20 protein-coding genes are annotated in these 25,382 nt (G+C 68.5%); 15 read left to right on the forward strand and 5 right to left on the reverse strand.

Going from position 1 to position 25,382, the window contains the following annotated elements:
* The first annotated feature begins 2 nt into the window (after positions 1–2).
* Positions 3–3,521: a hybrid sensor histidine kinase/response regulator gene (locus tag ACFFJK_RS09705; protein WP_379678905.1), complete on the forward strand. Its 3,519-nt coding sequence runs from the start codon at positions 3–5 to the stop codon at positions 3,519–3,521.
* A complete protein-coding gene (locus ACFFJK_RS09710) occupies positions 3,518–4,480 on the forward strand; it encodes a diguanylate cyclase (protein WP_379678906.1) in 963 nt (320 codons plus the stop codon). Before ACFFJK_RS09705 ends, ACFFJK_RS09710 begins: the two co-directional genes overlap by 4 nt.
* 269 nt (positions 4,481–4,749) lie before the next feature.
* Here ACFFJK_RS09710 and ACFFJK_RS09715 read toward each other — a convergent pair whose 3' ends face one another.
* Positions 4,750–5,979, reverse strand: a complete 1,230-nt coding sequence (locus ACFFJK_RS09715) for a hypothetical protein (protein WP_379678907.1) — start codon at positions 5,977–5,979, stop codon at positions 4,750–4,752.
* A 90-nt stretch (positions 5,980–6,069) separates the two neighbouring features.
* A complete protein-coding gene (locus ACFFJK_RS09720; RefSeq protein WP_379678908.1) occupies positions 6,070–6,672 on the reverse strand; it encodes a DedA family protein in 603 nt (200 codons plus the stop codon).
* 166 nt (positions 6,673–6,838) lie between these two features.
* Between ACFFJK_RS09720 and ACFFJK_RS09725 the strand changes: the two genes are divergently transcribed.
* Entirely contained in the window at positions 6,839–7,768 is a 930-nt protein-coding gene (locus ACFFJK_RS09725) for a LysR substrate-binding domain-containing protein (RefSeq protein ID WP_379678909.1), read from the forward strand.
* A gap of 55 nt (positions 7,769–7,823) precedes the next feature.
* On the opposite strand, the gene ACFFJK_RS09730 is transcribed toward ACFFJK_RS09725, so the two are convergent.
* Positions 7,824–8,525: a pirin family protein gene (locus ACFFJK_RS09730; RefSeq protein ID WP_379678910.1), complete on the reverse strand. Its 702-nt coding sequence runs from the start codon at positions 8,523–8,525 to the stop codon at positions 7,824–7,826.
* 238 nt (positions 8,526–8,763) lie between these two features.
* Between ACFFJK_RS09730 and ACFFJK_RS09735 the strand changes: the two genes are divergently transcribed.
* The 3 genes from ACFFJK_RS09735 (at position 8,764) to ACFFJK_RS09745 (ending at position 11,853) form a co-directional block, all read left to right on the forward strand.
* Entirely contained in the window at positions 8,764–9,285 is a 522-nt protein-coding gene (locus ACFFJK_RS09735) for an ankyrin repeat domain-containing protein (protein ID WP_379678911.1), read from the forward strand.
* A gap of 116 nt (positions 9,286–9,401) precedes the next feature.
* A complete protein-coding gene (locus tag ACFFJK_RS09740; protein WP_379678912.1) occupies positions 9,402–11,285 on the forward strand; it encodes a putative bifunctional diguanylate cyclase/phosphodiesterase in 1,884 nt (627 codons plus the stop codon).
* Positions 11,286–11,373: 88 nt separating this feature from the next.
* Complete coding sequence (locus ACFFJK_RS09745) at positions 11,374–11,853, forward strand: hypothetical protein (protein ID WP_379678913.1); 480 nt, start codon at positions 11,374–11,376, stop codon at positions 11,851–11,853.
* On the opposite strand, the gene ACFFJK_RS09750 is transcribed toward ACFFJK_RS09745, so the two are convergent.
* Positions 11,854–12,369, reverse strand: coding sequence for a GNAT family N-acetyltransferase (locus ACFFJK_RS09750; protein ID WP_379678914.1), 516 nt, complete (start codon positions 12,367–12,369; stop codon positions 11,854–11,856).
* Between the two features lie 150 nt (positions 12,370–12,519).
* On the opposite strand from ACFFJK_RS09750, the gene ACFFJK_RS09755 reads away from it, so the two are divergent.
* The 5 genes from ACFFJK_RS09755 to purU all read left to right on the forward strand — a co-directional run bounded on the left by ACFFJK_RS09755 (position 12,520) and on the right by purU (position 17,814).
* The gene (locus ACFFJK_RS09755; RefSeq protein ID WP_379678915.1) at positions 12,520–13,746 is read left to right on the forward strand and encodes a sensor histidine kinase; all 1,227 of its coding nucleotides are present in this window, start codon (positions 12,520–12,522) and stop codon (positions 13,744–13,746) included.
* Positions 13,743–14,489 carry a LytR/AlgR family response regulator transcription factor gene (locus ACFFJK_RS09760; RefSeq protein WP_379678916.1) on the forward strand — a complete coding sequence of 249 codons (747 nt, stop codon included), beginning with the start codon at positions 13,743–13,745 and terminating at the stop codon, positions 14,487–14,489. Before ACFFJK_RS09755 ends, ACFFJK_RS09760 begins: the two co-directional genes overlap by 4 nt.
* A gap of 121 nt (positions 14,490–14,610) precedes the next feature.
* On the forward strand, positions 14,611–16,365 hold the full coding sequence (locus ACFFJK_RS09765) for a histidine kinase famiy protein (protein WP_379678917.1): 1,755 nt from the start codon (positions 14,611–14,613) through the stop codon (positions 16,363–16,365).
* Between the two features lie 20 nt (positions 16,366–16,385).
* Positions 16,386–16,727, forward strand: coding sequence for a response regulator (locus ACFFJK_RS09770; protein WP_379678918.1), 342 nt, complete (start codon positions 16,386–16,388; stop codon positions 16,725–16,727).
* A gap of 199 nt (positions 16,728–16,926) precedes the next feature.
* Positions 16,927–17,814, forward strand: coding sequence for a formyltetrahydrofolate deformylase (purU, locus tag ACFFJK_RS09775; protein ID WP_379678919.1), 888 nt, complete (start codon positions 16,927–16,929; stop codon positions 17,812–17,814).
* Positions 17,815–17,825: 11 nt separating this feature from the next.
* Here purU and ACFFJK_RS09780 read toward each other — a convergent pair whose 3' ends face one another.
* Positions 17,826–19,625: an ABCB family ABC transporter ATP-binding protein/permease gene (locus ACFFJK_RS09780; protein WP_379678920.1), complete on the reverse strand. Its 1,800-nt coding sequence runs from the start codon at positions 19,623–19,625 to the stop codon at positions 17,826–17,828.
* A 268-nt stretch (positions 19,626–19,893) separates the two neighbouring features.
* Between ACFFJK_RS09780 and ACFFJK_RS09785 the strand changes: the two genes are divergently transcribed.
* The 4 genes from ACFFJK_RS09785 to ACFFJK_RS09800 all read left to right on the forward strand — a co-directional run bounded on the left by ACFFJK_RS09785 (position 19,894) and on the right by ACFFJK_RS09800 (position 25,141).
* A complete protein-coding gene (locus ACFFJK_RS09785) occupies positions 19,894–21,075 on the forward strand; it encodes a GGDEF domain-containing protein (protein ID WP_379678921.1) in 1,182 nt (393 codons plus the stop codon).
* A gap of 162 nt (positions 21,076–21,237) precedes the next feature.
* The gene (locus ACFFJK_RS09790; protein ID WP_379678922.1) at positions 21,238–21,789 is read left to right on the forward strand and encodes a (2Fe-2S)-binding protein; all 552 of its coding nucleotides are present in this window, start codon (positions 21,238–21,240) and stop codon (positions 21,787–21,789) included.
* Complete coding sequence (locus ACFFJK_RS09795; RefSeq protein WP_379678923.1) at positions 21,786–22,826, forward strand: FAD binding domain-containing protein; 1,041 nt, start codon at positions 21,786–21,788, stop codon at positions 22,824–22,826. The genes ACFFJK_RS09790 and ACFFJK_RS09795 overlap by 4 nt, the downstream gene beginning before the upstream one ends.
* On the forward strand, positions 22,823–25,141 hold the full coding sequence (locus ACFFJK_RS09800) for a xanthine dehydrogenase family protein molybdopterin-binding subunit (protein WP_379678924.1): 2,319 nt from the start codon (positions 22,823–22,825) through the stop codon (positions 25,139–25,141). The genes ACFFJK_RS09795 and ACFFJK_RS09800 overlap by 4 nt, the downstream gene beginning before the upstream one ends.
* Positions 25,142–25,382: the final 241 nt, after the last annotated feature.

Below are 25,382 nucleotides of genomic sequence, written 5' to 3' on the forward strand. Positions count from 1 at the left end.
CCATGAACGCTGCCCTTCGCATCCCTTCCATGCGCCACGCGCTGCGCGGCCTGCTGCTCCTGGTGCTGCTGGCACTCCTGGCGTCGGCCATGGTCCCGTCCGCCGCACGGGCGGCAAGCGCCCCGCTCGAGCTCGAACGCGGCGCCCGCACCATCGACGCCTGGCCGGCCGTCACCCTGCTGGTCGACGAAGGCGCCCGGCTCGACGCGCAAAGCGTGCTGGCGCAATCGCGCCGTTTCTTCCGGCCGACCCTCGCCGCCGGAGTGCTTGGCGTCGACGAGGACCCGACCTGGATGCGCATTCCGTTCCGGGTCGCGCCGGACGCGCCGGGCGACTGGGTGGTGCAGATCGATTTCGGCATTCTCGACTACGTCGAGTTCTACCTGGAGGAGCGCGGCAAGGTGCGCAAGCTGGCCGCCAGCGGGCGGCGCCTCGACGAAACCGGGGCGCTCAAGGGCCGCGTTCCGGCGGTCGCGCTGACGCTGCAGCCCGGCGCCGAGTACACGCTGCTGGTACGGGTGCAGGCAAGGGGCCCCCGTGTGGCGCCGGTGAGCTTCATGCAGCCGGACGCGTTTCACCAGGTGTCGCTGGCGGAGCAGATGCTGCAGGGACTGCTGCTGGGGATCGCCGCCTGCCTGATCGCCTACAGCGCCGGGCAGTGGATCACCATGCGCGAGTCGCTGTACCTGAAGTACGCCATGTATGTGGGCGGCCTGACCCTGTATTCGGTCGTCTGGTTCGGCCTGGGCGAGCAATTCCTGTGGCGCGGCGACGAGTGGCCCAGCAAGCACATGATGGGATTGTCCTCGATGCTGGCGTCCACCGGCGCCTACCTGTTCGTCGAGCAGATCCTGGCCCGGCCGGGCATGGACCGCGGCTTCAGTCGCATGATGAAAGGCGGCGCCGTTCTCTGCACCCTGGCAGGCGTGCTGTGGGCGTTCGACCTGCTCGACCACCGGGTCCTGATCGTCTTTACCGTCACGGTGGGCAGCGCACCGATGTTCCTCGGCCTGCCCGGCGCATGGCGCCGGCTGCGCGCCGGGGACGCAATCGGCGCCTACTTCCTGCTCGGATGGTTCCTGAGCGCCGGCGGCGCCGTGGTGCAGTCCCTGATGGTTGCCGGCAAGTTGCCGGCCAACTTCTGGACCCTGCATTCGCTGCAGCTCGGCGTCACCGTCGACATGCTGCTGTTCCTGCGCATCCTCGGCCTGCGCGGCAAGGCCGCCAGGGAAGCGATGCTGCGCGCGGAGACGGAAGCGCGCATGAAGTCGGCGTTCCTCGCCAACATGAGCCATGAAATCCGCACCCCGATGAACGCCATCATCGGCATGAGCCGGCTGGCGCTGATGGGCGATCCGCCGCCCCGGCTGCGCAACTACCTGGGCAAGATCCTGGGAGCCGGCGAGCACCTGCTGGGCCTGGTCAACGACATTCTCGACTACTCGAAGATGGAGGCAGGCAAGATGGCGATCGAGAAGGTCCCGTTCGCGCTCGACGAGGTGCTCGAGCACCTGTCGAGCGTGACCGGCGTCAAGAGCGATGCCAAGGGCGTGGAGCTGATCTTCCGTGTCGGTCCGGGGGTGCCGCAGCACCTCGTCGGCGATCCGCTGCGCCTCGGCCAGGTACTGGTCAACCTGGCGGGCAATGCCGTCAAGTTCACCGAAAGCGGCGAGATCGTCGTCGCGGTCGAGGCCGCCCAGGCCGGCGCAAGCGCGCCCGGCCAGGTCACGCTCGCCTTTTCCGTCAGCGATACCGGCATCGGCATGACGTCCGAACAGGTGGCCGGCCTGTTCCAGTCCTTCAGCCAGGCCGACAGCTCGACCACGCGCAAGTACGGCGGCACGGGACTGGGGCTGTCGATCTCGCGCCAGCTGGTCGAGCTGATGGGGGGCGAGATCGCAGTCGCCAGCACCCGGGGCGTCGGCAGCCGCTTCAGCTTTACGATTCCGCTCGGGGTCGGCGACGGCCAGGCCGCAGCCGGGCCGGCGCCTTGCTGCGCGCTGCACGACGTGCGCGCCCTGGTGGTGGACGACAGCGCCACTGCGCGCTCGGCGCTCGCCGAAATGCTCGCGGCCCTGGGCGTTCGCACAGACACCGTGGCCTCCGGCGAGGATTGCCTGGCGGCGATGGCGCAGGCCCACGCTGCAACCGACCCCTACGGCATCGTCCTGATGGACTACCTGATGCCGGGACTGGACGGGATCGAGACCATCCGCCGCATCCGCACCAGCGCTCCGGGCCAGACGGCGCCAGCCATCCTGATGGTGTCGGTGTGTACGCGCGATACGGTGCTCGCACAGGAGGGCGACCTGCGGGTCGACGCCTTCCTGCACAAGCCGGTCGGGCCTTCGCTGCTCTATCACAGCCTGCTGCAGGCGCTGCAACCGGACCTGGCGCCACCCGCGGACGCGGCGCCGGCGCTGGCGGCGGCATCCGACATTCCGCGCCTGGACGGCGCGCGCATCCTGCTGGCCGAGGACAATGCCAACAACCGCGAGGTGGCGCTCGACTTCATGGCCGCCGCGCGCATGCAGGTCGATGTCGCCTTCAACGGCCGCGAAGCGCTGCGCATGGCCAGCGCAGGCGACTACGACCTGGTCCTGATGGACATCCAGATGCCCGAGCTCGACGGCCTGGACGCCACCCGTGCGATCCGCAGCGATCCACGCCTGCGCACGCTGCCGGTCGTCGCCATGACCGCCCACGCGCTGCCGGCCGACCGCGTCAAGAGCCTGGCGGCCGGCATGAACGACCACGTCACCAAGCCGATCGACCCCGACCTGCTGTTCTGCACCCTGCTCAAATGGATCGACCCGGCGCGCCTCGCCGGCCGCCCGCTGCCGCCGCGGCGCGACGCATGCGCCGCGCCGGACGAACCCGCCCCGCCGGCCGCCCTGCCACCCGTGCTGGCCACGCTGCCTGCGGTCCCCGGCCTCGACTGGCGCGTGGCGCTGGACCATGTGGATGGGCAACGCAGCCGGCTGGAAAAGCGCGCCAGCAGCTTCGTTCGCGAGTATGCCGACGCCCGGAAGGTCCTGCGCGAGGCACTTGCCGGCGGCGACTATGCGCGTCTCCAGTGCCTGGCCCACAATCTCAAGTCCAGTGCCGCCTACGTGGGCGCGTTTGCGTTGTCCGCCGCCGCGGACCGCGTCGAGCAGGCGCTGCGCGCCGGCACCGTGGAGGGTCTCGGCCGCCTGTTGCCGCCCCTGCTCGACGCCCTCGATGCGGTGCTGGCCGGACTGGCCCGGCTGGCCGGCGCGGGTGGAACCCACCGGGTCCCGGTGCGCACGCCGGCGCAGGTGGCGCAATTGCTGGCACGCTTGCAGGACCACCTGCGCGACGACGACGCGCGCGCCGAATCCGCGCTGTCCGAGCTGGAAGCCCTCCTGCCGGGCAACGCGTATGCCGCAGTCCTGGCACGTATACGGCGCGCCGTGGAGGAGATCGAGTACGCTGCCGCGGTCGAGCCGCTTGCCGTGCTGGCGGCGGAGCTGGAGCAGAAGATGGAGAACGATGCATGAACCCGGTGGAGATGCAGAAGGTCCTGGTGGCCGACGACGACGCGATCAACCGCGAGGTGCTGGGCGAACTGCTCATGCCCGAGTACACCGTGCTGCTGGCGAAGAACGGGGCCCAGACGCTCGAACGCGCCGCGCGCCACGCGCCGGACCTGATCCTGCTCGACGTGATGATGCCCGACATGGACGGCTACGAAGTGCTGCGCCGCCTGCGCGCCGACCCGCAGACCGCGCACATCGCGGTCATCTTCATCTCCGGGCTCGACCGTCCCGAGGACGAGGCCAACGGCCTGAAGATGGGCGCGGCCGACTACATCACCAAGCCCTTCAATGCCACCGTGGTGATGGCGCGCGTGGCGTTGCACCTGCAGGTGGTGCGCCAGCGCCGCATGCTGGAACGGCTGGCCAACGTGGACGGCCTGACCGAACTGGCCAACCGCCGCCGCTTCGACGAGGTCTACGGCATGGAATGGCAGCGCGCCCGGCGTTCCGGCCGTCCGTTGTCGCTCGCCCTGCTCGATATCGACGCCTTCAAGCAGTACAACGACCGCTATGGCCATCCGGCCGGCGACCGGGCGCTGCGCTCGGTGGCACGCACGGCCGGCGCCGCCATGCGCAGGCCGGCCGACCTGGCGGCGCGCTACGGCGGTGAGGAACTGGTGCTCCTGCTTCCGGAAACGGGGGCGCTGGACGCGCGCGAGCTGGTGTCGCACCTGCGCGACGCGGTGGCCGGCCTGGCGATCGCGCACGAGTCCTCGAGCGTGGCACCGGTACTGACCGTCAGCGTGGGTGGTGCAAGCTGGTACCCGGGCAGCGCGGAACAGCCGGCCGAGCTGGTTGAGGCCGCGGACGCCGAGCTGTACCGCGCCAAGCAGGCGGGACGCAACCGCGTGTCCTGGCGTGAAGCGACCGGCAACGACAACTTCCCGGCCTGGCATGCCCCCTGGTCCGGGGCGCTGTAACGGCGCCAGGCATCCCGACGCCATCGATGGCTGGATGATGCAGCCCGACTTCGCATTGCCCGACGAAGTCGACGTCCACCTCGTCTCGCCCGAGGGGCTGCGCCACGTCGCCGGCCTGGACCGGCGCCATCCGGCGCGCGGTCGACGACATCGAATACATCGCTGCGCTGGCGCCATGCGAGGCCGCCGGCGGACGCCGCGACTCACCGCGACCAGCAAGCGCTGACCGAAACACCGGAAGGCGGCCCCGGTGGCGCCGGCGCCTGCACTCAGCCACGGCAGACGAGGCCGAAACGGGTTGCCTCGCACCCGCGCTTGATGCACGCGGTGGCGTGGTAGCCGGCGGCACGGCACAAACGCAGCGTTTCGGACAGCGCTCCCTCGGCAGGCGGCTGGGCGGGCGGCGCGGGCGGCGCAACGGGCCGGGGCGCAGGACGCGCGGGCGCATCGGCCGTGCGTGCCGCCAGGCGCTCGCGCGACTGCTCCGGGTTGCGCTTCGGCGCGGATTTTTCCTCGACCTGGCCAGCCCGGCTGCGTGCCGGCGAACCGTCGGCGGCGACACGCTGCTCCCTTGCACGGCTGGCGGCCGGCGGCTTCGCAGCCTGCTTGCGCGCCCCGTCCGGCGCCGCTACCACCGGCGCGGCACGCGAGGCCGTCCCGTCAGCCGATCCTCGAGTCGCCCCCGGTGCGCTGCCGGCAGCCGCCACGCCTGCGCTTGCGGCCACCACCGCATCGGCGAGCGCCGCACCGGCAGCCGCGGTCCCCGTGGCCGGCAATTCCCCCCCTGGCGCCGGCGCAGGCGCGCCGGGCGCAGGCTGCAGCAGCTTGAGCGGCGGGGGTTCGGCCGGCGCGTCTCCGGCCAGGCTGGTGTCCGGCACGTCCGGCACTACCGGCACCCCGGTGGCCGGCGTGGATGCCGGTCCTGCCGGAGGCGTACTGCCCGCCACTACCGCAAGCGTGGCCTCGACCCTGGTTTCCCGGACCATCCACGTCGCCGCTCCCGCAATGGCGAGGACGGCGGCGGTGCCCACGGTCCAGCCAAGCACCTTGCGGCCCCAGCGGTCCATCCACGGCAGCGGTTCCTCGGCCAGGGGAATCGCCCAGTCCGGCTGGCGGCTGGCGAACGAGGCGACGTCGGGCGCCACCCCGGCGGCCGCGCGGGGCCGCTCCGGCATGGGCGGCGCGCCTGCCGGCGCGTGCGCTTGTGGTTGCGCTTGCGGTTGCGCGAAAGGCGGCACCGGGGGACATGGCGCCCGCGCCGGCTGGGGCGGCACGCTGTCGCGGCTGCGCCACACGCCGGCACGCTGACGCGCCTGCTCCACGGAAGGCGCGACTGGCGCCACCGGGGCCGCGGATGGTGTATGCCGCGGGCCGGGCTGCGGTGCTTGCGCCGCCGGGTCCGCCGGCGCTTGCCGCGGTTCCAGGCCCTTCGGGCGACCCGCGGGTGCCGACAGTCCGGACTGGCTGTCGTCGATGTCTTCCAGCAATCGGTTCTTCATGGACTTGGGCCTGCTATCGAACAGGCGGAGTGTAGCCCAAGCCGGAAAAGCCTGCGTGCTGCCGTGCGGCTGCCACGGCGCCATGCCGCATCAGCCCTTGGCTGGGCGGTGCGTGAAGACACGGTAGAGGTACCAGGCGAGCAGCAGGCCCAGGATCGCCTTCGAGACCGGGTCGACGTAATCGGCCACCCGTTCGTATTGGCTTTCCAACAGGAACCCGGCCGCCGTCAGGACGCCGGTCCAGGCGAGCGAGCCCAAGGTCGAAAAGAACAAGAATTGTCCGAGTGACATGCATGCGAGGCCCGCCGGCACCGAGATCAGCGTGCGGATGGCTGGAATCAGGCGCCCGAACAGCACCACCGAGCGGCCATGGCGGTCGAACGCTGCGATCGATTTGTCGATGTCCTCGGCGCTCACGGTCATCCAGCGGGCATGACGGTCGGCGAATTGCTTCAATCTTTCCTTACCGTATTTCCTCGCGCCGTAGTACCAGGGCAAGGCGCCGGCGATCGAGCCGGCGGTGCCGGCGATCAACACTCCGATCAGGTTCAGGTCGCCGCGCGCCACGACGAAACCGGCGAACGGCATGATGAGCTCCGAAGGAATCGGTGGGAAAATGTTCTCAATGGCCATCAGGGCGAAGACACCGAGGTAGCCGCTACTCTGAAGAAATTCTGTAATGAACTTGAACATGGAAGCCGGGACGAAGTAGATGCGATGTCAGCCTGTACACGGCACCATAACATGTTGTCGTGAACGCATGCGTCCGCCTGGCGCGCCCCAGGGATGGCCGGACTGCGCCAACTCCGGTACCATGCGCGACTGTTACATTGGCAACGGAACAAACAGGGATCCGCAATTGCTCAAGCTCAGCCTGGATGCTCTCGAGATCGTCGACACCATCGCCCGCAAGGGCTCCTTCGCGGGTGCCGCGAAGGAACTGTTCCGGGTTCCCTCGACCATCTCGTACACGGTATCGAAACTCGAGGAAGACCTGGGGGTGCGCCTGTTCGACCGCTTCGGGCCGAAGGTCGTGCTGACGGCCGCCGGCAGGGAGCTGCTGAAGGAAGGCCGTTACCTGCTGCGCGCCGCCGGGGACCTTGAATCGCGCGTACGCCGCGTGGCCTGCGGCTGGGAAACCGAACTGGCGATCGGCATGGACTCGATGCTCGCGCCGGGCGCGCTGCAGCCCGACATCGAGGCCTTCTACGCCGCCGCCGACCAGACCCGCCTGCGCCTGGTGCGCGAAGTGCTGTCGGGGACCTGGGATGCGCTGCTCGACCGCCGCGTCGATGTGCTGCTGGGAGCAGCCGGCGAAGGGCCGTCCGGCGGCGGCTACACGGCCGAGCCGATCGGCTCGATCTCGTTCGTGTTCGCCGTTGCGCCTGTCCACCCGCTGGCGGCAAACCCGCAGCCGCTCGACAAGGCGGATCTCCTGCCCTACCGCGCCGTGGCGGTATCGGACTCGGCGCGCCAGCTCGGCGCGCGCACCGTGGGCCTGGCCTTCGGACAGGAAACGCTGGCGGTCCCGGACATGGAAACCAAGTACGACTTCCAGCTCAAGGGCCTCGGCTTCGGCTTCCTGCCCGAGCCCTGGGCGCGTCCGGCGATCGAGCAGGGGCTGCTGGTGGAAAAGGAGGTCGTGGAACCGAAACCGGACGAAACCTTCTACCTGGCCTGGCGCAGCGGAGAAGAAGGAGCGGCGCTGCGCTGGTGGCTCGAGCGGGCGCGCAAGCACGCCCCCTTTGCCCGCATGGTCGGGCGCCCCTGCGTCGAGGCGCGCGCTTGAAGGGCCCGCGCCGAGTCCGGACAAGCGCACCGAGCAACGCCCGGCGCGCCGGCACTCAGCGCGGCAAATCGAAGACCAGGACTTCCGCCGCCTCGGCCTGCGCCAGCTCCACGGCTGCTTCATCGGTCAGCTTGACGGCATCGCCGCCCGCAAGTGGCACGCCGTTGACGCTGACGCCGCCCCGGATCACGTGGACATAGGCCAGCCGGCCCGGCGCCAGCGGATGGATCAGGGTATCGCCGCCGTTCATGATGGTGGCGTAGATCGACGCATCCTGGCGCATCGAGACCGACCCCTCGCGCCCGTCGTGCGACGCGATCAGGCGCAGGCGGCCCTGTTTCGAGGCGGTGTCGAAGTGCTTCTCCTCATAGCCCGGCGGCTCGCCGCGGCCAGCCGGCTCGATCCAGATCTGCAGGAAGTGCACGCCCTCTTCCTTCGAGTGGTTGTATTCGCTGTGCACCACGCCGCTGCCGGCACTCATGCGCTGCACGTCGCCGTAGCGCAGCACCGAACCGTTGCCCATGCTGTCCTTGTGCTCCAGCGCGCCATCCAGCACATAGGAAATGATTTCCATGTCGCGGTGGCCGTGCGCGTCGAAGCCGCGGCCGGGGGCCACGTGGTCCTCGTTGATCACCCGCAGCGGGCCGAAACCCATGTGCTTCGGGTCATGGTAATGCCCGAACGAGAAGCTGTGCCGTGACTGGAGCCAGCCGAAGCTGGCGGCGCCGCGTTCGTTACTATTGCGCACGTTCAACATGATGTTCTCCTTTTGCGTTGATTCGACCATCGAACGATTCGATTTACATTGAACGCGCGTCCCAGGGAGCGCACGTCGGTGCCGTTCGATGCGATGAAGCCATTATGCGCGCTCCCCACCGGGATGAAAAACGGATAGTTTACCCACCTACCATCGAATTTTTCGAACATTCGCGGCGTGCGCCGCCGGTCGGCCCGGCTATGGTCTAATCAGGATACCGTCAACCCTGGAGCCGACCATGCCATCACCCCGTCCCCATGCCAGCCAGCTCGACGAGAACACGCTGGCTTTCGTACGCAAGGTGTTCCAGTATGCGCGCACCGGGGAAACGGAACCATTGCGGGCATTGCTGGAGCAAGGGCTGCCGCCGAACCTGCGCAATGAACGCGGCGACAGCCTGCTCATGCTCGCCTGCTATCACGGCCACGCGGACACGGCCGGCGTACTGCTCGAACACGGCGCCGACCCGGAACTGATGAACGACGCCGGCCAGACACCGCTTGCCGGTGCAGCCTTCAAGGGCGACCTGGCGGTGGCCACCCTGCTGCTGGAGAAGGGAGCGCAGGTGGATACCGCGGGGCCGAACGGCAAGACCGCGCTCGTGTTCGCCGCCATGTTCAACCGGGTCGACATCGCCCGCCTGTTGCTGGCGCGCGGCGCCAACCCGGCGGTACGCGACGCCGACGGCATCAGCCCCTGGGCGGCCGCGATGCGAATGGGCGCCGCGGACACCGCGGCACTGCTTGCCAGCGCGCCCTGAAGGCCGGCTTGGCTCGGCGGGGCGTTCGTTTGCCTGCATCAACATTGCAAACTGCCAGCGATTCTGGCGTAATACATGTACGGAACACAAGCCTGTTCCGCTACGGAAGGCAAGGAATGGACCGACCCCGCATCCCACTGGATGAAGCGCAGCGCCTTGCCGCGCTGCACGCTACCAAGCTCCTTGGTAGTGCCCCTGAAGAAACTTTTGATCGCATCACCCGTACCGCCGCGCGCCTGCTGGACGTGCCGATCGCGCTCGTCTCGCTGGTCGACAAGGACCGCCAGTGGTTCAAGTCACGCACCGGACTCGATGCCTGTGAAACGCCGCGCGAGATCTCCTTCTGTGCCCATGCCATTACCACCGACGAGCCGTTCGTCGTGCCCGATGCGGCGCAGGATGCGCGATTCTTCGACAATCCGCTGGTGACCGGCTCGCTGCACCTGCGTTTCTATGCGGGCATCCAGTTGTACTCGATCGAGCGCAAGAAGATCGGCACCCTGTGCGTCATCGACCGGCGCCCGCGCCAGATCGGCCCGGCCGAACTGGACGCGCTGCGCGACCTCGCGCGCACGGTCGAGCAGTTGGTGTACCACCGCCAGCTTGCCATCGCCGCGCAGGCGCTCAGCGAACAGCTGCGTGGCGCGGACGCCAGGCCGGAGCGGGCCGCGGAATCCGGCGAACTGGCATGGCTGGTGGCACACGACGTGCTGACCGGGCTGCCCAACCGCCAGGAAATGGTGCGTGCGATCCAGGCCAGCATTGCACGCTGCCGCGAACACGGCCGTCCCGCCCTGGTCGCCTGCCTCAACATCGATCGGTTCAAGCGCTTCAACGAATTGCTCGGCCACCGGGCCGGCGACGAGATCCTGGTGAACATCGCCCGCAGCGTCCAGGCGCTGCTGCGCGAAGGCGACCTGCTGGCACGCTCCGGCAGCGACGAGTTCCTGATCCTGCTGCATGCCCGGAGCGACCACCCCGAGCCGGAACGTGCGCTGGAGCGCATCATGGCGGTGGCCAACCGCGCCATCCCGGCGCCGGGCGGCGAGATCGCCCTCACGTTCAGCATCGGCACCGCGCTGATGCCGAAGGACGGCGACGACGCCGACGCCCTGCTGAACAACGCGGTGACGGCGATGCGCCATGCCAAGGCGCAGGGCCGCGGCGAGATCCAGCCCTATTCGCGGGCGCTGCGCACCGAGAACAGCCGCCGCCTGACGCTGGAGAGCCACCTGCGCCGTGCCCTCGCGCAGGGCGAGCTGTTCGTGCACTACCAGCCGAAGCTGTGCCTGCGCAGCGGGCTCCTTTCCGGATTCGAGGCCCTGGTCCGCTGGCGCCACCCGGAATACGGCGTGATCCCGCCCGACGAATTCATCCCGATCGCCGAAGAGACCGGCCTGATCGTGCCGATCAGCGACTGGGTGATGCGCACCGCGGTTGCCCAGCTGGCCGGATGGCGCGACGAGGGGCTGGCGCTGGCGCCGGTCGCGGTCAACCTGTCGGCGCGCCAGTTCCTGCAAAGCGACGTGATCGCGACGGTGGCCGAACTGCTGCAGACGACCAGCCTGCCGCCGGAACTGCTGGAGCTCGAACTGACCGAAAGCGTGTCGATGGCCGACCCCGAGCGCAGCGTGGTCGTCATGGAGGGACTGGGCAAGCTCGGCGTGATCCTCAGTATCGACGATTTCGGCACCGGCTATTCCAGCTTCGCCTACCTCAAGCGCCTGCCGCTCGACAAGCTCAAGATCGACAAGTCCTTCGTGCAGGACATGGGGCACAGCGCCGAGTCGCTCGCCATCGTGCAGGCGATCGTCGCGATGGCGCACCGCCTGCAGCTGGCCGTGATCGCCGAGGGCGGCGAGACGGCGGAGCAGGTGGCGGCGCTGCGCAAGGCCGATTGCGACCAGCTGCAGGGCTACTTCTATTCGAAGCCGCTGTCGCCGGAAGACTGCGCCGCCTTCATCCGCGAGAACATGGCCCGGGCCGCGGCGACTGCCTGAACCGGCGCCACCGCGCATCCGCGGCATGCGGGGCCCGCGCACGGACCGGTATAATCGCCGGGCTGTGCAACCCTATCGAAGGATGACGATGAAAGCCCTGCCCCTGCTGTCCCTGTCCCTGCTCCTCGCGTCCGGCGCCGTCCCGGCCGCCAACGCCGCCGTGGCCGACCAGGCCATCCTGACATGCCGTGCGCTGGCCGATACCGGCGCCCGCCTGCGCTGCTACGACGCCATCGAGGTCGGCGCACGCCCTGCCGCCGCGGCACCGGCCGGCGCCGCCGCGCCGGCACGCAGCAAGGAAGAGAACTTCGGCATGGAAGCGGTGAAGCAGCGCGAGGAACAGCCGAAGTCGATCACCAGCACCGTCGTCGGCAACTTCGAGGGCTGGGGACCGGGCTCGCAGATCCGCCTGGCCAACGGCCAGGTGTGGCGCATCACCGACGGCAGCGAAGCCGTCCTCCCGCCCACGCGCGACGCCAGGGTCACGATCGAACGCAACATGTTCGGCACGCTGTTCCTGAAGGTGGAAGGGACGAACAGTTCGGCGAAGGTACGCCGGGTCCAGTAATCACCGTTCGAGGGCGCGCGTCATGTAGCGCGCCAGGCCCGGGTAGGTGGCGAGCGCGGCGCGCGCCGCCGGGCAGGCGGCGGCAGCATCGCGGTAGCCCAGCGCTTGCCAGAAGCCCGCCGTATCCTGCACCGACACCAGCGCCGACGATGACATGCCCCGCGTACGCGCCAGTTCCAGCAGGTGGCCGACCAGCGCCCGCGCCAGGCCGCGCCCATGCGCCCGCGGCGCCACCGCCAAGTCGTGCAGGTAGAGCGTGTCGGCATCCGGCGCCACCTCGAACCGCGCGCCGAGCGGCGTGACCGCTCCCGGCCGGCTCGGATAGGCGAACAGGTAGGCGCACAAGCCCGCTTCGTCCTCCGCCACCGCGCAGGTGTCGCCCGCGGCCTGCATCCGTGCCCGCACCACCTTTGCGGGCTCCTGCATGGCAGGCGGATAGCACGCGGCCTGCAGGCCGAGGATGGCCTCGAGGTCGGCGCGGCGCATGGTGCGGATCTGGTGGCGGGACTGGTGCATGACCGATGTCAAAAGGCGGCATGGTAGCACGCCGCCGTTTTCGTCGTTCGTTCCCCCATCCCCGTCGTTCGTCCCGCTCGGCTTCCTTCGATAAGGACCATCTCCTACACTGAGTTCATTGCCGTATAGTATTGAACAAAGGGGGACATCATGTGGCGCAGGCTGGTCGACTGGTATGACGAATTGGAGATGGAACAGATCGCGGTACTCGAACGCCCCGAACTGGCGGAGCAGGTCAGGCCGGGTTGGCGCCGCTGGAACGCCAAGCAACTGGCGGCGATGACGCCGATCGAACGCGAGCGGCTCCGGGCATTCAGTATGGCCTACCGCGGCCCCCGGCTGCACAAGGCGCTCGCCAAGTGGGCAGCCCTGTTCACGCTGCTCGGCGCCCTCGTGCACCTCGCCTTCGGTGCGCCCGGCCTGGTCGCGGCAGTCGTCGCGGCGAATCTGGCCGGCTTCCTCCTGATCAGCGGCGCGATCTCCTTGTGGCTTGCACCCAACCTGATACTGAAGGCCAAGGGCCAGGTCGTCATCGGCGCCGTCGGCGGTACATTGCTGGGTGCTTTCTGCGGATTCGCCGCCTTCATGCTTGCCGACGGAAAGCCGCTCGAATTCATCTACCCGCGCGTGTCGAAACTCCTGGTCGGGGCCATCGTGGGCGGGCTGGTGCTGGCGGTCCCGACGCTGGCGGTCAGCGCCTGGCGCCGGCGCCAGTTGATGGAACAGGCGGCGCAGTTGCAGCGCGAAGCCGAACGCGAACGCATGGCGCGCGAGCTGAGCGAGTCCCGGCTGCGCATGCTGCGCGCGCAGATCGAGCCGCACTTCCTCTTCAACACGCTCGGCGCGGTGCAGCAACTGGCCGCGGACGGGGCTCCGCGCGCCGCCGCCCTCACCGCGGACCTGATCGCTTTCCTGCGTGCCAGCTTCAGCGACATGCGCTGCGAACAGGTAAGCCTGGGCAACGAATTTTTCACCGTTGCATCCTATCTGCGCGTGATGCAGGCCCGGATGGGGGCGCGCCTGCGTTTCGAGGTCTCGCTCCCCGCGCACCTGGAAAGCGCACAGGTGCCGAGCATGATCGTGCTGACCCTGGCCGAGAACGCGATCAAGCACGGGATCGAACCTTCGCTGCGCGGCGGCGAAATCCGCATCAGCGCCGCCGCGCACGACGGCTCCTTGCTTCTGCGCGTCCAGGATACCGGTGTCGGGATGAACACCGCCGCTGATAACGGCACGGGCGACGGCAACGGCCTCGACAACGTGCGCCGCCGCCTGCAACTGGCCTACGGCGAAGCTGCCAGCCTGAGCCTGCGCGATGCCGACCCCGGCCTGGTAGCCGAGCTGAAGATTCCCGTATCGATGAAGGAGCCTGCATGACCCGCGTACTGATCGCCGAGGACGAACCGCTGATGCGCGAGCGGCTGCTGGGGCTGCTGGGTACGCACTGGCCCGAGGCGCAGGTCGTCGTCCAGGCCGAGAACGGCAACGACGCCTGGGACGGCTTCCTGGAGCACGAGCCGGACGTCGCCTTCCTCGACATCCGCATGCCGGGCCTGTCCGGCCTGGAAGTGGCCGAACGCATCGGCGACGGCGCGCACGTGGTGTTCGTCACCGCCTACGACCAGTACGCGGTCGAAGCCTTCGATGCCGGCGCGGTCGACTACCTGCTCAAGCCGGTACAGTCCGACCGCATGGAACGGGCGGTGGCGCGCATCCGTTCCAAGCTCAGCAAACCGCCCGCCGATCTGGGCGACCTGCTGCAGCACCTGAGGACCGCCCTGCCCGGCGCCCGCACCGAAAAAATGAAATGGATCAAGGCGACGGTCGGCCGCCAGATCCGCCTGATCGACGTGGACGAGGTGCTGTTCTTCCAGTCGGATACCAAGTACACCCGCGTGGTGCTGACCGATTCGGAAGCGCTGGTGCGCATCGCGCTGAAGGACCTGCTGGGCGGACTGGACCGCGACCGCTTCTGGCAGATCCACCGCGGGACACTGGTGAACGTGCGCGCCATCGCGGCTGTCGAACGGCTCGATGCGGAGCGCATGCAGGTGCTGCTGCGCGGCTGCGACGAGAAGCTCCCGGTGAGCCGCACGTTCACGCACCTGTTCCGCGACTAAGCTTTCCGCCCTGGCAATTTCGTCAAATTTTTAACCTGTAACATTTCTATTGCTATAATTTGACATCGAAGCCCACCCTTCCAGTCAGGCGCTGGCCTTCATCCAATCCAAGGAGGGCCAGGTGACAACAGGAAGCAGCAAAGAAGAACGGAACCAGCTACCGCAGGACCAGACGTCCGGCCACGGCCAGAGCGCGGGCACGCTCTCCGCCGGCGAGCTCGAAGGCAGCAGCTACAATCCCCTCGGCGATCCCGGCATCCGCCACTGGCAGGCAAGCCAGATTTCGCGACCCGGCTTCGAGGAACGCGGCAACATCTTCTTTGCCGCCATTGAAATGACCCGCATGCCGATGGTGGTGACGGACCCGAACCAGCCGGACAACCCGATCGCCTTCGTCAACCGCGCCTTCCTCGACCTGACCCTGTACGAGGAACATGAAGTCCTCGGCCGCAACTGCCGCTTCCTGCAGGGCGAGCAGACCGACCCGAACACGGTGGAAGAGATCCGCGCCGCCCTGCGCGAGCAGCGCGCGGTGGCCGTGGACATCCTCAACTACAAGGCCGACGGCCGCCCCTTCTGGAACGGCCTGTTCATCGGTCCGGTGTTCGACGAAGCGGGCAAGCTGCTGTACTTCTTCGCTTCGCAGATGGACATCACGCGGCGCCGCGTTTCGGAGCAGTCCTACCTGCAGGCGCAGAAGATGGAAGCGATCGGCCAGCTCACCGCCGGCCTGGCCCACGACTTCAACAACCTGCTGCAAGTCATCGCCGGCAACCTCGAGCTGGCGGCAAGCGACCTGGACGACCGCATCACCGTCGGCCAGGCCATCGACCAGGCGCGCCTGGCAAGCGACAAGGCGGGCAAGCTCACCCAGCAGTTGCTCACCTTCGCGCGCAAGCAGCGGCTCGAGCCCAGGCGCCTGAACCTCAATTCCCTGGTGGTCGAGTTCAGCGAGATGCTGGTGCGCACCCTGGGCGACAAGGTCGACCTGCACCTCGACCTGAAGCCCGGCCTGCCCTCCTGCACGCTGGACCCGACGCACATGGAGATGGCCCTGCTCAACGTCCTGATCAACGCGCGCGACGCCATGCCCAATGGCGGCAAGGTCACGGTCGCCACCTCGATCATGGAAGACGGCGAGCGGCTGGAACGCCTACGCCTGGCGCCGGGACGCTACGTCGTGATCTGCGTGATCGACGAAGGCGAAGGCATGTCGCCGGAAGTCGCCGCGCGCGCCACCGAGCCCTTTTTCACCACCAAGGGCCCCGGCACCGGACTGGGACTGGCGATGGTGCACGGGTTCGTGCAGCAGTCGCACGGGCGGCTCGAGATCGACAGTGCGCCGCAACAGGGCACGACCATCCGCATGATCTTCCCGCAGGCTGCGAAATCGGGCCTCGAGATCATGGGCGAACGCATGGGCAACGGCGCCAGGTGGACGCCCGAGGCGATCCTCGGCAAGAAGACGATCCTGGTCGTGGACGACAGCGAGGAAGTGCGGCAGCTCGCCGAGACGCACTTGCGCGGCTGCGGCTACCGCGTGCTCTCGGCCGCCAGCGGCGAAGCCGCGCTGGAGACGATGGACCGCTATGGCTCGGTCGACCTGCTGTTCACCGACATCATCATGCCCGGCGGGATGAACGGCTTGCGCCTGGCCGAACTGGTGCGCGAGCGCCAGCCGGAAGTGCCCGTGCTGCTCGCCACCGGCTACATCGACGCGCTGCCCGCGACCAAGGACGCCACCGCCGCCTTCCCGATCCTGACCAAGCCTTACCGCCTGAACGAACTCGCTGAGCGTATCCGGCAAGCCTTGAAGGTCGACCGGCGCGCCGGGCCGGGCGCGGACCCGGCGGGCGATTTCCAGCACGAGGGCTGACATTGGCGCATATCCTGCTTGTGGATGACGAGGAAGCGATCGTGTACGTGTTCCGGCGCTACCTCGAACGTGCCGGCTTCCAGGTCACGGCGGCCACGAATCCGGTCGCGGCGGTCGCCGCAGCCGGCGCCGGAGCGTTCGACCTGCTGGTGACCGACTACCGCATGCCCGGCCTGTCCGGCAGCGAGCTGGTCGCGCGCCTGCGCGTGGCCAACCCGGGACTGCCGGCCCTGGTCGTGACCGCCTACGGCGCGGAGGTGGCGCTGGCGGAGGCCAACGTGCGGGTGATGAACAAGCCGCTGTCCCCTGCCGACCTGGTCGAAGCGGTGCGGCAGGCGCTGGTCCAGGCGGTTGCGCCCTGAGCCAGCCGGGCTTTCCCCGTAGCGTGCGCGTCTTGACGGGACCGGTCTCATCAAGCATGCTATCTGATTGACAACGTCTGCTTCGTCCACGAGGCTTGCACGGCGGCGCCAGCGGCAAGCGGTCAACCACCGCAACGCCCTCGCTCCCCCGCGCAAATGCGCAGGCGGCCACCCATTCGCGCAAGTACAGGACGACCGCATGACCCCCAATCCACTGCCGCACGCCCCCACCGAGTACATCCTCAACGCCAGTTGCCGCGCCGGCATCGGCATCGTCGCCGCCGTCGCCAGCTTCCTGGCCAGCCGCGACTGCTACATCTGCGCGCTGGAGCAGTTCGACGACGACTCGACCGAGCGCTTCTATATGCGCGCCGTGTTCCGCCGCCAGGCGGGCTCGCCTGCCATCGACGAGCTCCGCGAGCAGTTCGCGAGCGCTGTCGCCGCCCCCCTGCAAATGCAGTGGAAGATCCACGACCCGGTCGACCCGGTCAAGACCGTGATCATGGTCTCGAAGGACGACCATTGCCTCGACGACCTGCTGTACCGCCGCCGCAACGGCGAGCTCAACATGGCCATCACGGCCGTGGTCTCGAACCACCTGGACCTGCGCCCGATGGTCGAGCGCGAGGGCATCCGCTTCATTTTCCTGCCGGTGAACAAGGACAACAAGGCGCAACAGGAAGCGCGGCTGCTGGAAGTGGTCGAGGAGACCCGCGCCGAGCTGGTGATCCTGGCGCGCTACATGCAGATCCTGTCGGACGAGCTGGCGCGCCGCCTGAGCGGGCGCTGCATCAACATCCACCACTCCTTCCTGCCCGGCTTCAAGGGCGCCAAGCCCTACCACCAGGCGTTCGACCGCGGCGTCAAGCTGATCGGCGCCACCGCGCACTACGTCACGCCGGACCTGGACGAAGGCCCGATCATCGAGCAGATGGTGACCCGGGTCGACCACAACTTCCGGCCCGAGCAGCTGGTGCGGGTCGGGCGCGACAACGAGTGCATGGCGCTGGCGGCGGCGGTCAAGTTCCACATCGAGCGCCGCGTTTTCCTTCACGGGAACAAGACGATCGTCTTCCGCGGCCCCTGAGCGCCGTGACCTCAGCCTGAACTGTCCTCGTCCATCCGCTGCTGCAGCAGCCACAGCCGCGCATACATGCCCCTGCGCCGCAGCAGCTCGGCATGGGTGCCCTGCTCCACCACCCGTCCCCGGTCCATGACCACGATCGCGTGCGCGCCAACGATGGTCGACAGCCGGTGCGCAATGATCAGCGTGGTACGGTTGTGCGACAACCGTTCGAGCTCCTGCGTGATCGCATGCTCCGAATCCGAGTCGAGTGCGGAGGTCGCTTCGTCGAATATCAGGATCGGCGGATTCTTGAGCACGGCGCGGGCGATCGCGATGCGCTGCTTCTCTCCGCCCGACAGGTTCACGCCGCGCTCGCCCACCGGCGTGTCGTAGCCCTGCGGCCAGGAGTCGATCAAGTCGTGCACGTGGGCGGCGCGGCAGGCGGCGACCACTTCCTCGCGCGTACAGCCGATGCGGCCGTAGGCGATGTTGTTGCCGATCGTGTCGTTGAACAGCGCCGTCTCCTGCGGGACCACGCCGATGGCCTGGCGCACGCTCGACGCCCTGGCGTGGCGGATGTCCTGCCCGTCCACCAGGATGCGGCCACTCCCCGGGTCGTAGTAGCGCAGTAGCAGGCGCGCCAGCGTCGACTTGCCGGAGCCGCTGCGTCCGACCACGGCCAGCGTGGTGCCCGGCGCGATGCGCAGGTTGACGCCGTCCAGCACCGGGCGCGTGGGTTCGTAAGCGAAGCTGACGTTCTCGAACACGACTTCGCCCGGTCCGGCGCGCAGCAGCGGCGCACCGGGCGGATCCTCGATCTCGGGCCGCTCGCGCAACAGTTCGAACAACCGCTCGGCATTCACCCAGGCGTCGCGCGCCTCGCGGTATACGAAACCGAGGGCGTTCAGCGGCAGGCAGACCTGCAGCGCGTAGGCATTGATCAGCACCAGGTCACCCACGCTCATGCTGCGCGCCATCACGGCCTGCCCGGCCAGCAGCATGATGGACGCCACGCCCAACGCGATGACCGCGCTCTGTCCCACGTGGAGCAGGAACAGCGCGCGCTGGTTGCCCGCGCCCGCCTCGCGCCAGTCGCGCATGATGCCGGCGAAGCGCTCGGACTCCAGGGCCTCGTTGGTAAAGGGCTTGACGGTATCGTAGTTGATCAGGCTGTCGGCCAGGCGCCCCTTGGCCTTGGAGTCGAGCTTGTTCACGCGGCGCTGGTATACCACGCGCCGCGCCGTGAACACCAGCGTGAAGCCGGCGTAGACCAGGAAGGTCGCCAGGATGATGGCGGCGAAGCCCGCTTCGTAGCGGCTGAGCATGATCGCCAGCACCAGGCCGATCTCCACCAGGGTCGGCACGATGGTGAACAGGCCGACCCCCAGCAGGAAGGCGATGCCGCTGGTGCCGCGGTCGATGTCCGGCAGCAGGCTGCCGAGCTTGCGGCGCGCGTGGAAGCGCGGGCCGAGTGCGTGCAGGTGCGCGAAGGTCTTCTGCGCATAGGCCGAGACCGCCGCCAGCGTGACGCGCACGAACAGCAGGTCGCGCCATTCGTTGAACAGGGTCGAGGAAAATCGCAGCAGCGCGTAGCCGGCCAGCAGATAGATCGGCAGCCGGGCCGGCAACTCGGCTACCGAGAATGCGTCGATGATCCGCTTGAGCAGCAGCGGCACCGCCACCGTGGCCAGCTTGGCCACCAGCAGCAGCACGACCGCCGCCGCGATGCGCCAGCGGTGGCGGGCGAGCACCTGCCACAGCTCGGCGCCGATGCGCGAAGCCGATCCGCCGGTTGCCGTCCTGCCGGTCTCTCCCTTGCCCGTATCCGCCATGTTCTCGCGCCCGCCTGAAATCGCCTGCTCGCCCGGAAAGATGGAGGTTGGACCGGGGGACGGCGGGGTCGTTCGATATCCACGCCGGGATCGTGATGGATCCCGCCGGAACGGCAGGAACGGAAGGTACCCGGTCGCAAAGACGGGCAGCGCAACGAGTAGTTGCCAGATAGTTACATTTCGTGAGCCTTTACAGCATGTTGCGATGCCACAATTCGTGGACGCCGCATTCCTTTCGCCGCGCCTTTCGCTTTATGGACAGATACCCGTGGCCCGCCCCCTTAGCCCTGACGCCCTCGCCATCGACCCGCTGGTTGGCGAATTCGACGACCGACGTACCGAAACCGCCTACCTCGGCCAACATCTCGCGCGCACCCGGACGCAGCTGGCCTGCACCCTGCTGTTCTGCAGCCTGTACTTCCTGGGGTTTTTCGCCACCGACGTCGCCGCCCTCGGGCTGGTGCCGGAAACGGCCCTGCTGCTGGGTACGCGCCTGCTGGTCGCCGTCACTGCCGGCGCTTGCGCCTGGCTCGCCTACCGGCACCCGATCACCATCGGCGCCGCCCGGCTTGCCGCCAGCGTGGCCGAGGTGGTCGCGCTGGCCTGCTTCATGGTGATCGCGGTGCACCGCCCCGACGAGTTCCATTGGCATGCGATGTCGCTCGCCATCATGCTGCTGGTGATCTACCTCTACATTCCCAACCGGCTGGGCTATGCACTGGCCATCGCGGCCGCATCCACGGCCGCCTTCCTGTTACTGGTGCTGGCGGTGGCGGACATGCGTTTTCCGGACATGCTGACCCTGGGCATGCTGCTGGCCCTGGTCAACACCTTCGGCGCGCTCGCGGCGCGGCGCTACAACCTGGTGGCGCGGGAAGAGTTCCGGGCGCGGGTGGTGCTGGAGAACGCGGCCCAGCGCGACCACCTGAGCGGCTGCTACAACCGCCGCTACCTGCACGAGCACCTGCTGGGCGCCGCATCGCCATTGTTGCGCGACGGCCAGCCCGTCTGCGTGATCCTGTGCGACATCGACCATTTCAAGCGCATCAACGACACCCACGGCCATGCGGCCGGCGACGCGGTCCTGCTGGCGTTTGCCTCGCTGCTCAGGACCGTCGCGCGCGACGGCATCGACAGTGTGGTGCGCTATGGCGGCGAGGAGTTCCTGGTGATCCTGCCCGGCACCGGCCTGGCGGCCGGGACCCACCTGGCCGAATGGCTGCGCGGCCGTTTCGGCAACACGCCGGCCTACGCCGGCCCGGATGGCGTGCCGATCCACACGACCGCCAGTTTCGGCGTGGCGAGCAGCAGCGCCGGCTCGCTCGCCGGGCTGATCGACGCCGCCGACAAACTGATGTATGCGGCGAAGCGCAACGGCCGGAACCGCGTCGAGTCGCTCGCGCTGCCGATGCCCGGCGCGCAAGCCGCGCCGCTGTCCAGGGCCGCCTGAGCTGCGCGCTCCGTGGAACGATCGTGGAGCGCATCGCCATGCCCGGGCAAGGGCGAAGACCCTGCCCATGGACAGGTACCGATCCGATCGTACGTGTGTGAACTAACCGAACGGCAGCTGGCAGACGGTTAAAGTAGTGGCTTCGCTCATGAAAGGACGGCCATGGACCTGCACCAGGAATACCCGATCCGGCTGCGCATCAATGGACAGGACCGCGATTTCACGGTCCCGTCCTGGGTGACGCTGCTCGACCTGCTGCGCGAACGCGCGCTTCTCACCGGCACCAAGAAAGGCTGCGACCATGGCCAGTGCGGCGCCTGCACCGTCCTGCTCGACGGCAAGCGCATCAACTCCTGCCTGACGCTGGCCGTCATGCAGGACGGCCGCGAGGTAACGACCATCGAAGGCCTGGCCGACGGCGACGCCCTGCATCCGCTGCAGCAGGCCTTCATCGCCTGCGATGCCTTCCAGTGCGGTTACTGCACGCCCGGCCAGATCTGTTCGGCCGCCGGGCTGATCGCGGAAGGCCAGGCCAGGAGCGCCGACGACGTGCGCGAACTCATGAGCGGCAACGTCTGCCGCTGTGGCGCCTACCCGCAGATCGCGCAGGCGGTGATGCAGGTGATGGGGATCGACGGCAGGCCTGGCGAAAACGCCGGCAAAGCCGCGGGCGATAGCGCCGAGCCGTTCACCACCGGTCCGGTGCTCGCATGAACCCGTTCACCTTTTCCCGACCCGGCGACATCGAGGCAGCGCTGGCGGCACTGGCGGACCCGGGAAGCGTGGGCGCGCGGCCGGTCGCGGGCGGCACCAACCTGCTCGACCTGATGAAGGAAGGCGTGATGCGCCCCGGCCGGCTGGTCGACATCAACGCGCTCGGACTGGACCGCATCGAGGACGCGCCGGACGGCGGCCTGCGCCTTGGCGCCCTGGCCCGCAACGCCGACACCGCCTACGACGAGCGCGTGCGCAGCCGCTACCCCCTGCTCAGCGCGGCAATCCTGGCCGGCGCCTCGCCCCAACTGCGCAACATGGCGAGCAACGGCGGCAACCTGCTCCAGCGCACCCGCTGCTATTACTTCTACGACCTCGGCACGCCGTGCAACAAGCGCACGCCCGGCTCAGGCTGCCCGGCCAGGGAAGGCCTGAACCGCCAGCTGGCCATCCTCGGCACCAGCGAACAGTGCATTGCCACGCACCCGTCCGACATGTGCGTCGCGCTGCGCGCGCTCGACGCCGTCGTGCACGTGCGCTCGACAAGCGGCGAGCGCGACATCCCCTTTGCCGACTTCCACCGCCTGCCTGGCGATCGTCCGGATCTCGACAGCACGCTGGAACCGGGCGAACTGATCACCCACATCGACCTGCCGGACGCCGGCCGATTCGCCGCGCACTGTGCCTATATCAAGGTGCGCGATCGCCTGTCCTATGCGTTCGCGCTGGTGTCGGTGGCGGCCGCCCTCGACCTCGACGGCGGGCCGGGCGGCACCATCCGTGCCGCCCGCATCGCCCTCGGCGGCGTCGCCCACAAGCCCTGGCGCGTCGAGGCGGCCGAGGCGGCGCTCGCAGGCCAGCCGGCGACCGAGGCAAGCTTCAGCGCCGCCGCCGACATCGTCCTGCACGGCGCCCGGGGCTACGGCCAGAACGATTTCAAGCTGGCGCTCGCGCACAACACCATCATCCAGGCCCTGAGCGCCGCCGCGCGCGGCGCCGGGCAAGCAAGCGGAGAACAGCGGGGAGAACCGACATGACCGACCTGATTCCAGAACTGCGCACGCCGAGTGCTCCGGAAGGCACCGGCCGCGTCAAGAGCGGCATGCCGGTCTCGCGCGTGGACGGCCGCGCCAAGGTGACCGGCCAGGCGCAGTACGCCGCCGAGATCCATGCGCCGGGCCTGCGTTACGGCGTGGTGGCGAGCAGCACCATCGCCCGGGGCCGCATCACCGCCATCGATACCGCCGGGGCGCTGGCCGTTCCCGGCGTGGTGGCCGTGCTCACGCACCTGAACCGGCCGAAGGTGCGCGGCTTCGACCTGGCCTACAAGGACATGACCGCACCGGGCGGCTCGCCCTTCCGTCCGCTCTACAGCGACCAGGTCTTCTACAGCGGCCAGCCGGTGGCGCTGGTGGTGGCCGATACCTTCGAGGCGGCGCGCCACGCGGCCCAGCTGGTGCGGGTGAGCTACCAGGAAGAAGCGCACGAGACCAACCTGCTGGCCTCGCTCGACCAGGCCTACAAGCCGCGTCCGCTCAAGGCCGGCTTCACGCCACCCAGCTCGACGGGCGACGCCGACAAGGCGTACGAAGCGGCGCCGGTGAAGATCGCATCGCAGTTCTACCATGGCGTCGAACACCACAACCCGATGGAGATGCATGCGACCACGGTGGTGCGCGGCGAGGACGGCCACCTGACCATCTACGACAAGACCCAGAGCTCGCAGAACAACCGCTGGTACGTCTCGCGCGCCTTCGGCCTGCCGAAGGACAAGGTCACCGTGCGCAATCCCTACGTCGGCGGCGCCTTCGGCTCCGGCCTGCGCCCGCAATACCAGCTGACGCTGGCCGTGATGGCCGCACTGCACCTGGAATGCTCGGTGCGCGTGGTGCTCACCCGCCAGCAGATGTTCAGCTTCGGGCACCGTCCGGAAACCTGGCAGAAGGTGCAGCTGGCCGCCAACGAGGACGGCAAGCTGCAGGCCATCGTGCACGAGGCGATCCAGGAAACCTCGCGCCTGGAGGACTACGTCGAGGTGGTGGTGAACTGGTCCGGCCAGCTCTACGCCTGCGACAACATCAAGCTGGGCTACAAGCTGGTGGCGCACGACCGCCACTCCCCTATCGACATGCGCGCGCCCGGCGCCGCCCACGGCATGCACGCGCTCGAGGTGGCGATGGACGAACTGGCCTACAAGCTGCGCATGGATCCGCTTGAACTGCGGCGCATCAACTACGCCGACAGGAATCCGCTCGAGGGCAAGCCCTATTCCAGCAAGGAGCTCGGCCAGTGCTACGACAAGGGCGCGCAGCGCTTCGGCTGGGCCGGGCGGCCGATCGAGCCGCGCTCGATGCGCGACGGGGACGAACTGATCGGCTGGGGCATGGCGACCGGCATGTGGGATTCGCTGGTGATGGTGGCGCGCGTGAGCGCGCAGCTGCATGCGGACGGGCGCCTGGTGGTCAGCAGCGCCGCTTCCGACATCGGCACCGGCACCTATACCGTCATGTCCATGATCGCGGCGGAGAGCATGGGCCTGCCCATGGAACAGGTGAGCTTCCAGCTGGGCGACTCGACCCTGCCGTTCGCGCCGGTCGAAGGCGGTTCCTCGCACGTGGCCACCGTCGGCGGCGGCGTGCACGGCGCCTGCGACAAGCTCAAGAAGCGCCTGATCCGCATGGCGAAGGCGATGCCGGGTTCGCCGCTGGCGAAGGCGCGGCCGCAGGACATCGCCTTCGAGGACGGCGCCATGATGCTGCGTCACCGTCCCGAGACCGCCGTCCCGCTGGGCGCCGTGCTGGCGGCAAGCGGCCTCGACCGTCTCGAGGAAAAGTTCATGATGACGCCGCAGATGCTCAAGCAGCGCAAGTACACGCGCGCCGTGCACTCGGCCGTGTTCTGCGAAGTGCGCGTCAACGAAAAGCTCGGCATCGTGCGCGTCACGCGCGTGGTCAATGCGGTCGCGGCCGGCCGCATCATCAGCGCCAAGACCGCCGCCAGCCAGATCGTCGGTGGCGTCGTGTGGGGCATCAGCCACGCCCTGCACGAGGAAAGCTTCACCGACCACCGTTTCGGCCGCTTCATGAACCACAACTATGCCGAGTACCACGTGGCCACCAACGCGGACGTGCACGACATCGAGGTGATCTTCGCCGACGAGGACGACCGCGTGGTCAGCAGGCAGCTCGGGGCCAAGGGCGTCGGCGAGATCGGCATCGTCTCGACCTCGGCCGCGATCGCCAATGCGATCTTCCATGCGACCGGGCGCCGCATCCGCAGCACGCCCATCACCCCGGACAAGATCCTGCTGGGCGACCACGAGATCCCGGTGCCGGAACCGAAGCAGGCTTGATCGCATGGCCGCCCACCATCTGGTGGGCCGTCTTTTTTTGGCCAATCATGCGGTCCGCCTGCGCCAGATCATCACGTGAGTTTTTTCAAAAAAATTTACGACTGTGTCATACGCATTTTCACGTAGTTGCAAATCTAACCATTTGCTGGTACAACAACTCTTGCGTATGTACGCGCTCCATGCAAGCCGGCTGGATTTCGCCGCGGCCCGCCCTCGAGTGCGTCTTGCGTCGCCAATACAC

Source organism: Massilia consociata (genome assembly GCF_042432755.1).
Taxonomy (GTDB): Bacteria; Pseudomonadota; Gammaproteobacteria; order Burkholderiales; family Burkholderiaceae_D; genus Telluria; species Telluria consociata.

Bases quoted from the DNA above. Each gene is read 5' to 3' on its own strand.
- ACFFJK_RS09795 (WP_379678923.1), top strand. From the start codon at position 21,786: ATGAACCCGTTCACCTTTTCCCGACCCGGCGACATCGAGGCAGCGCTG.
- ACFFJK_RS09755 (WP_379678915.1), top strand. From the start codon at position 12,520: ATGTGGCGCAGGCTGGTCGACTGGTATGACGAATTGGAGATGGAACAG.
- ACFFJK_RS09710 (WP_379678906.1), top strand. From the start codon at position 3,518: ATGAACCCGGTGGAGATGCAGAAGGTCCTGGTGGCCGACGACGACGCG.
- ACFFJK_RS09790 (WP_379678922.1), top strand. From the start codon at position 21,238: ATGGACCTGCACCAGGAATACCCGATCCGGCTGCGCATCAATGGACAG.
- ACFFJK_RS09720 (WP_379678908.1), bottom strand. From the start codon at position 6,672: ATGTTCAAGTTCATTACAGAATTTCTTCAGAGTAGCGGCTACCTCGGT.
- ACFFJK_RS09715 (WP_379678907.1), bottom strand. From the start codon at position 5,979: ATGAAGAACCGATTGCTGGAAGACATCGACGACAGCCAGTCCGGACTG.
- ACFFJK_RS09705 (WP_379678905.1), top strand. From the start codon at position 3: ATGAACGCTGCCCTTCGCATCCCTTCCATGCGCCACGCGCTGCGCGGC.
- ACFFJK_RS09780 (WP_379678920.1), bottom strand. From the start codon at position 19,625: ATGGCGGATACGGGCAAGGGAGAGACCGGCAGGACGGCAACCGGCGGA.
- ACFFJK_RS09735 (WP_379678911.1), top strand. From the start codon at position 8,764: ATGCCATCACCCCGTCCCCATGCCAGCCAGCTCGACGAGAACACGCTG.
- ACFFJK_RS09800 (WP_379678924.1), top strand. From the start codon at position 22,823: ATGACCGACCTGATTCCAGAACTGCGCACGCCGAGTGCTCCGGAAGGC.
- ACFFJK_RS09745 (WP_379678913.1), top strand. From the start codon at position 11,374: ATGAAAGCCCTGCCCCTGCTGTCCCTGTCCCTGCTCCTCGCGTCCGGC.
- ACFFJK_RS09730 (WP_379678910.1), bottom strand. From the start codon at position 8,525: ATGTTGAACGTGCGCAATAGTAACGAACGCGGCGCCGCCAGCTTCGGC.
- purU (WP_379678919.1), top strand. From the start codon at position 16,927: ATGACCCCCAATCCACTGCCGCACGCCCCCACCGAGTACATCCTCAAC.
- ACFFJK_RS09760 (WP_379678916.1), top strand. From the start codon at position 13,743: ATGACCCGCGTACTGATCGCCGAGGACGAACCGCTGATGCGCGAGCGG.
- ACFFJK_RS09750 (WP_379678914.1), bottom strand. From the start codon at position 12,369: ATGCACCAGTCCCGCCACCAGATCCGCACCATGCGCCGCGCCGACCTC.
- ACFFJK_RS09740 (WP_379678912.1), top strand. From the start codon at position 9,402: ATGGACCGACCCCGCATCCCACTGGATGAAGCGCAGCGCCTTGCCGCG.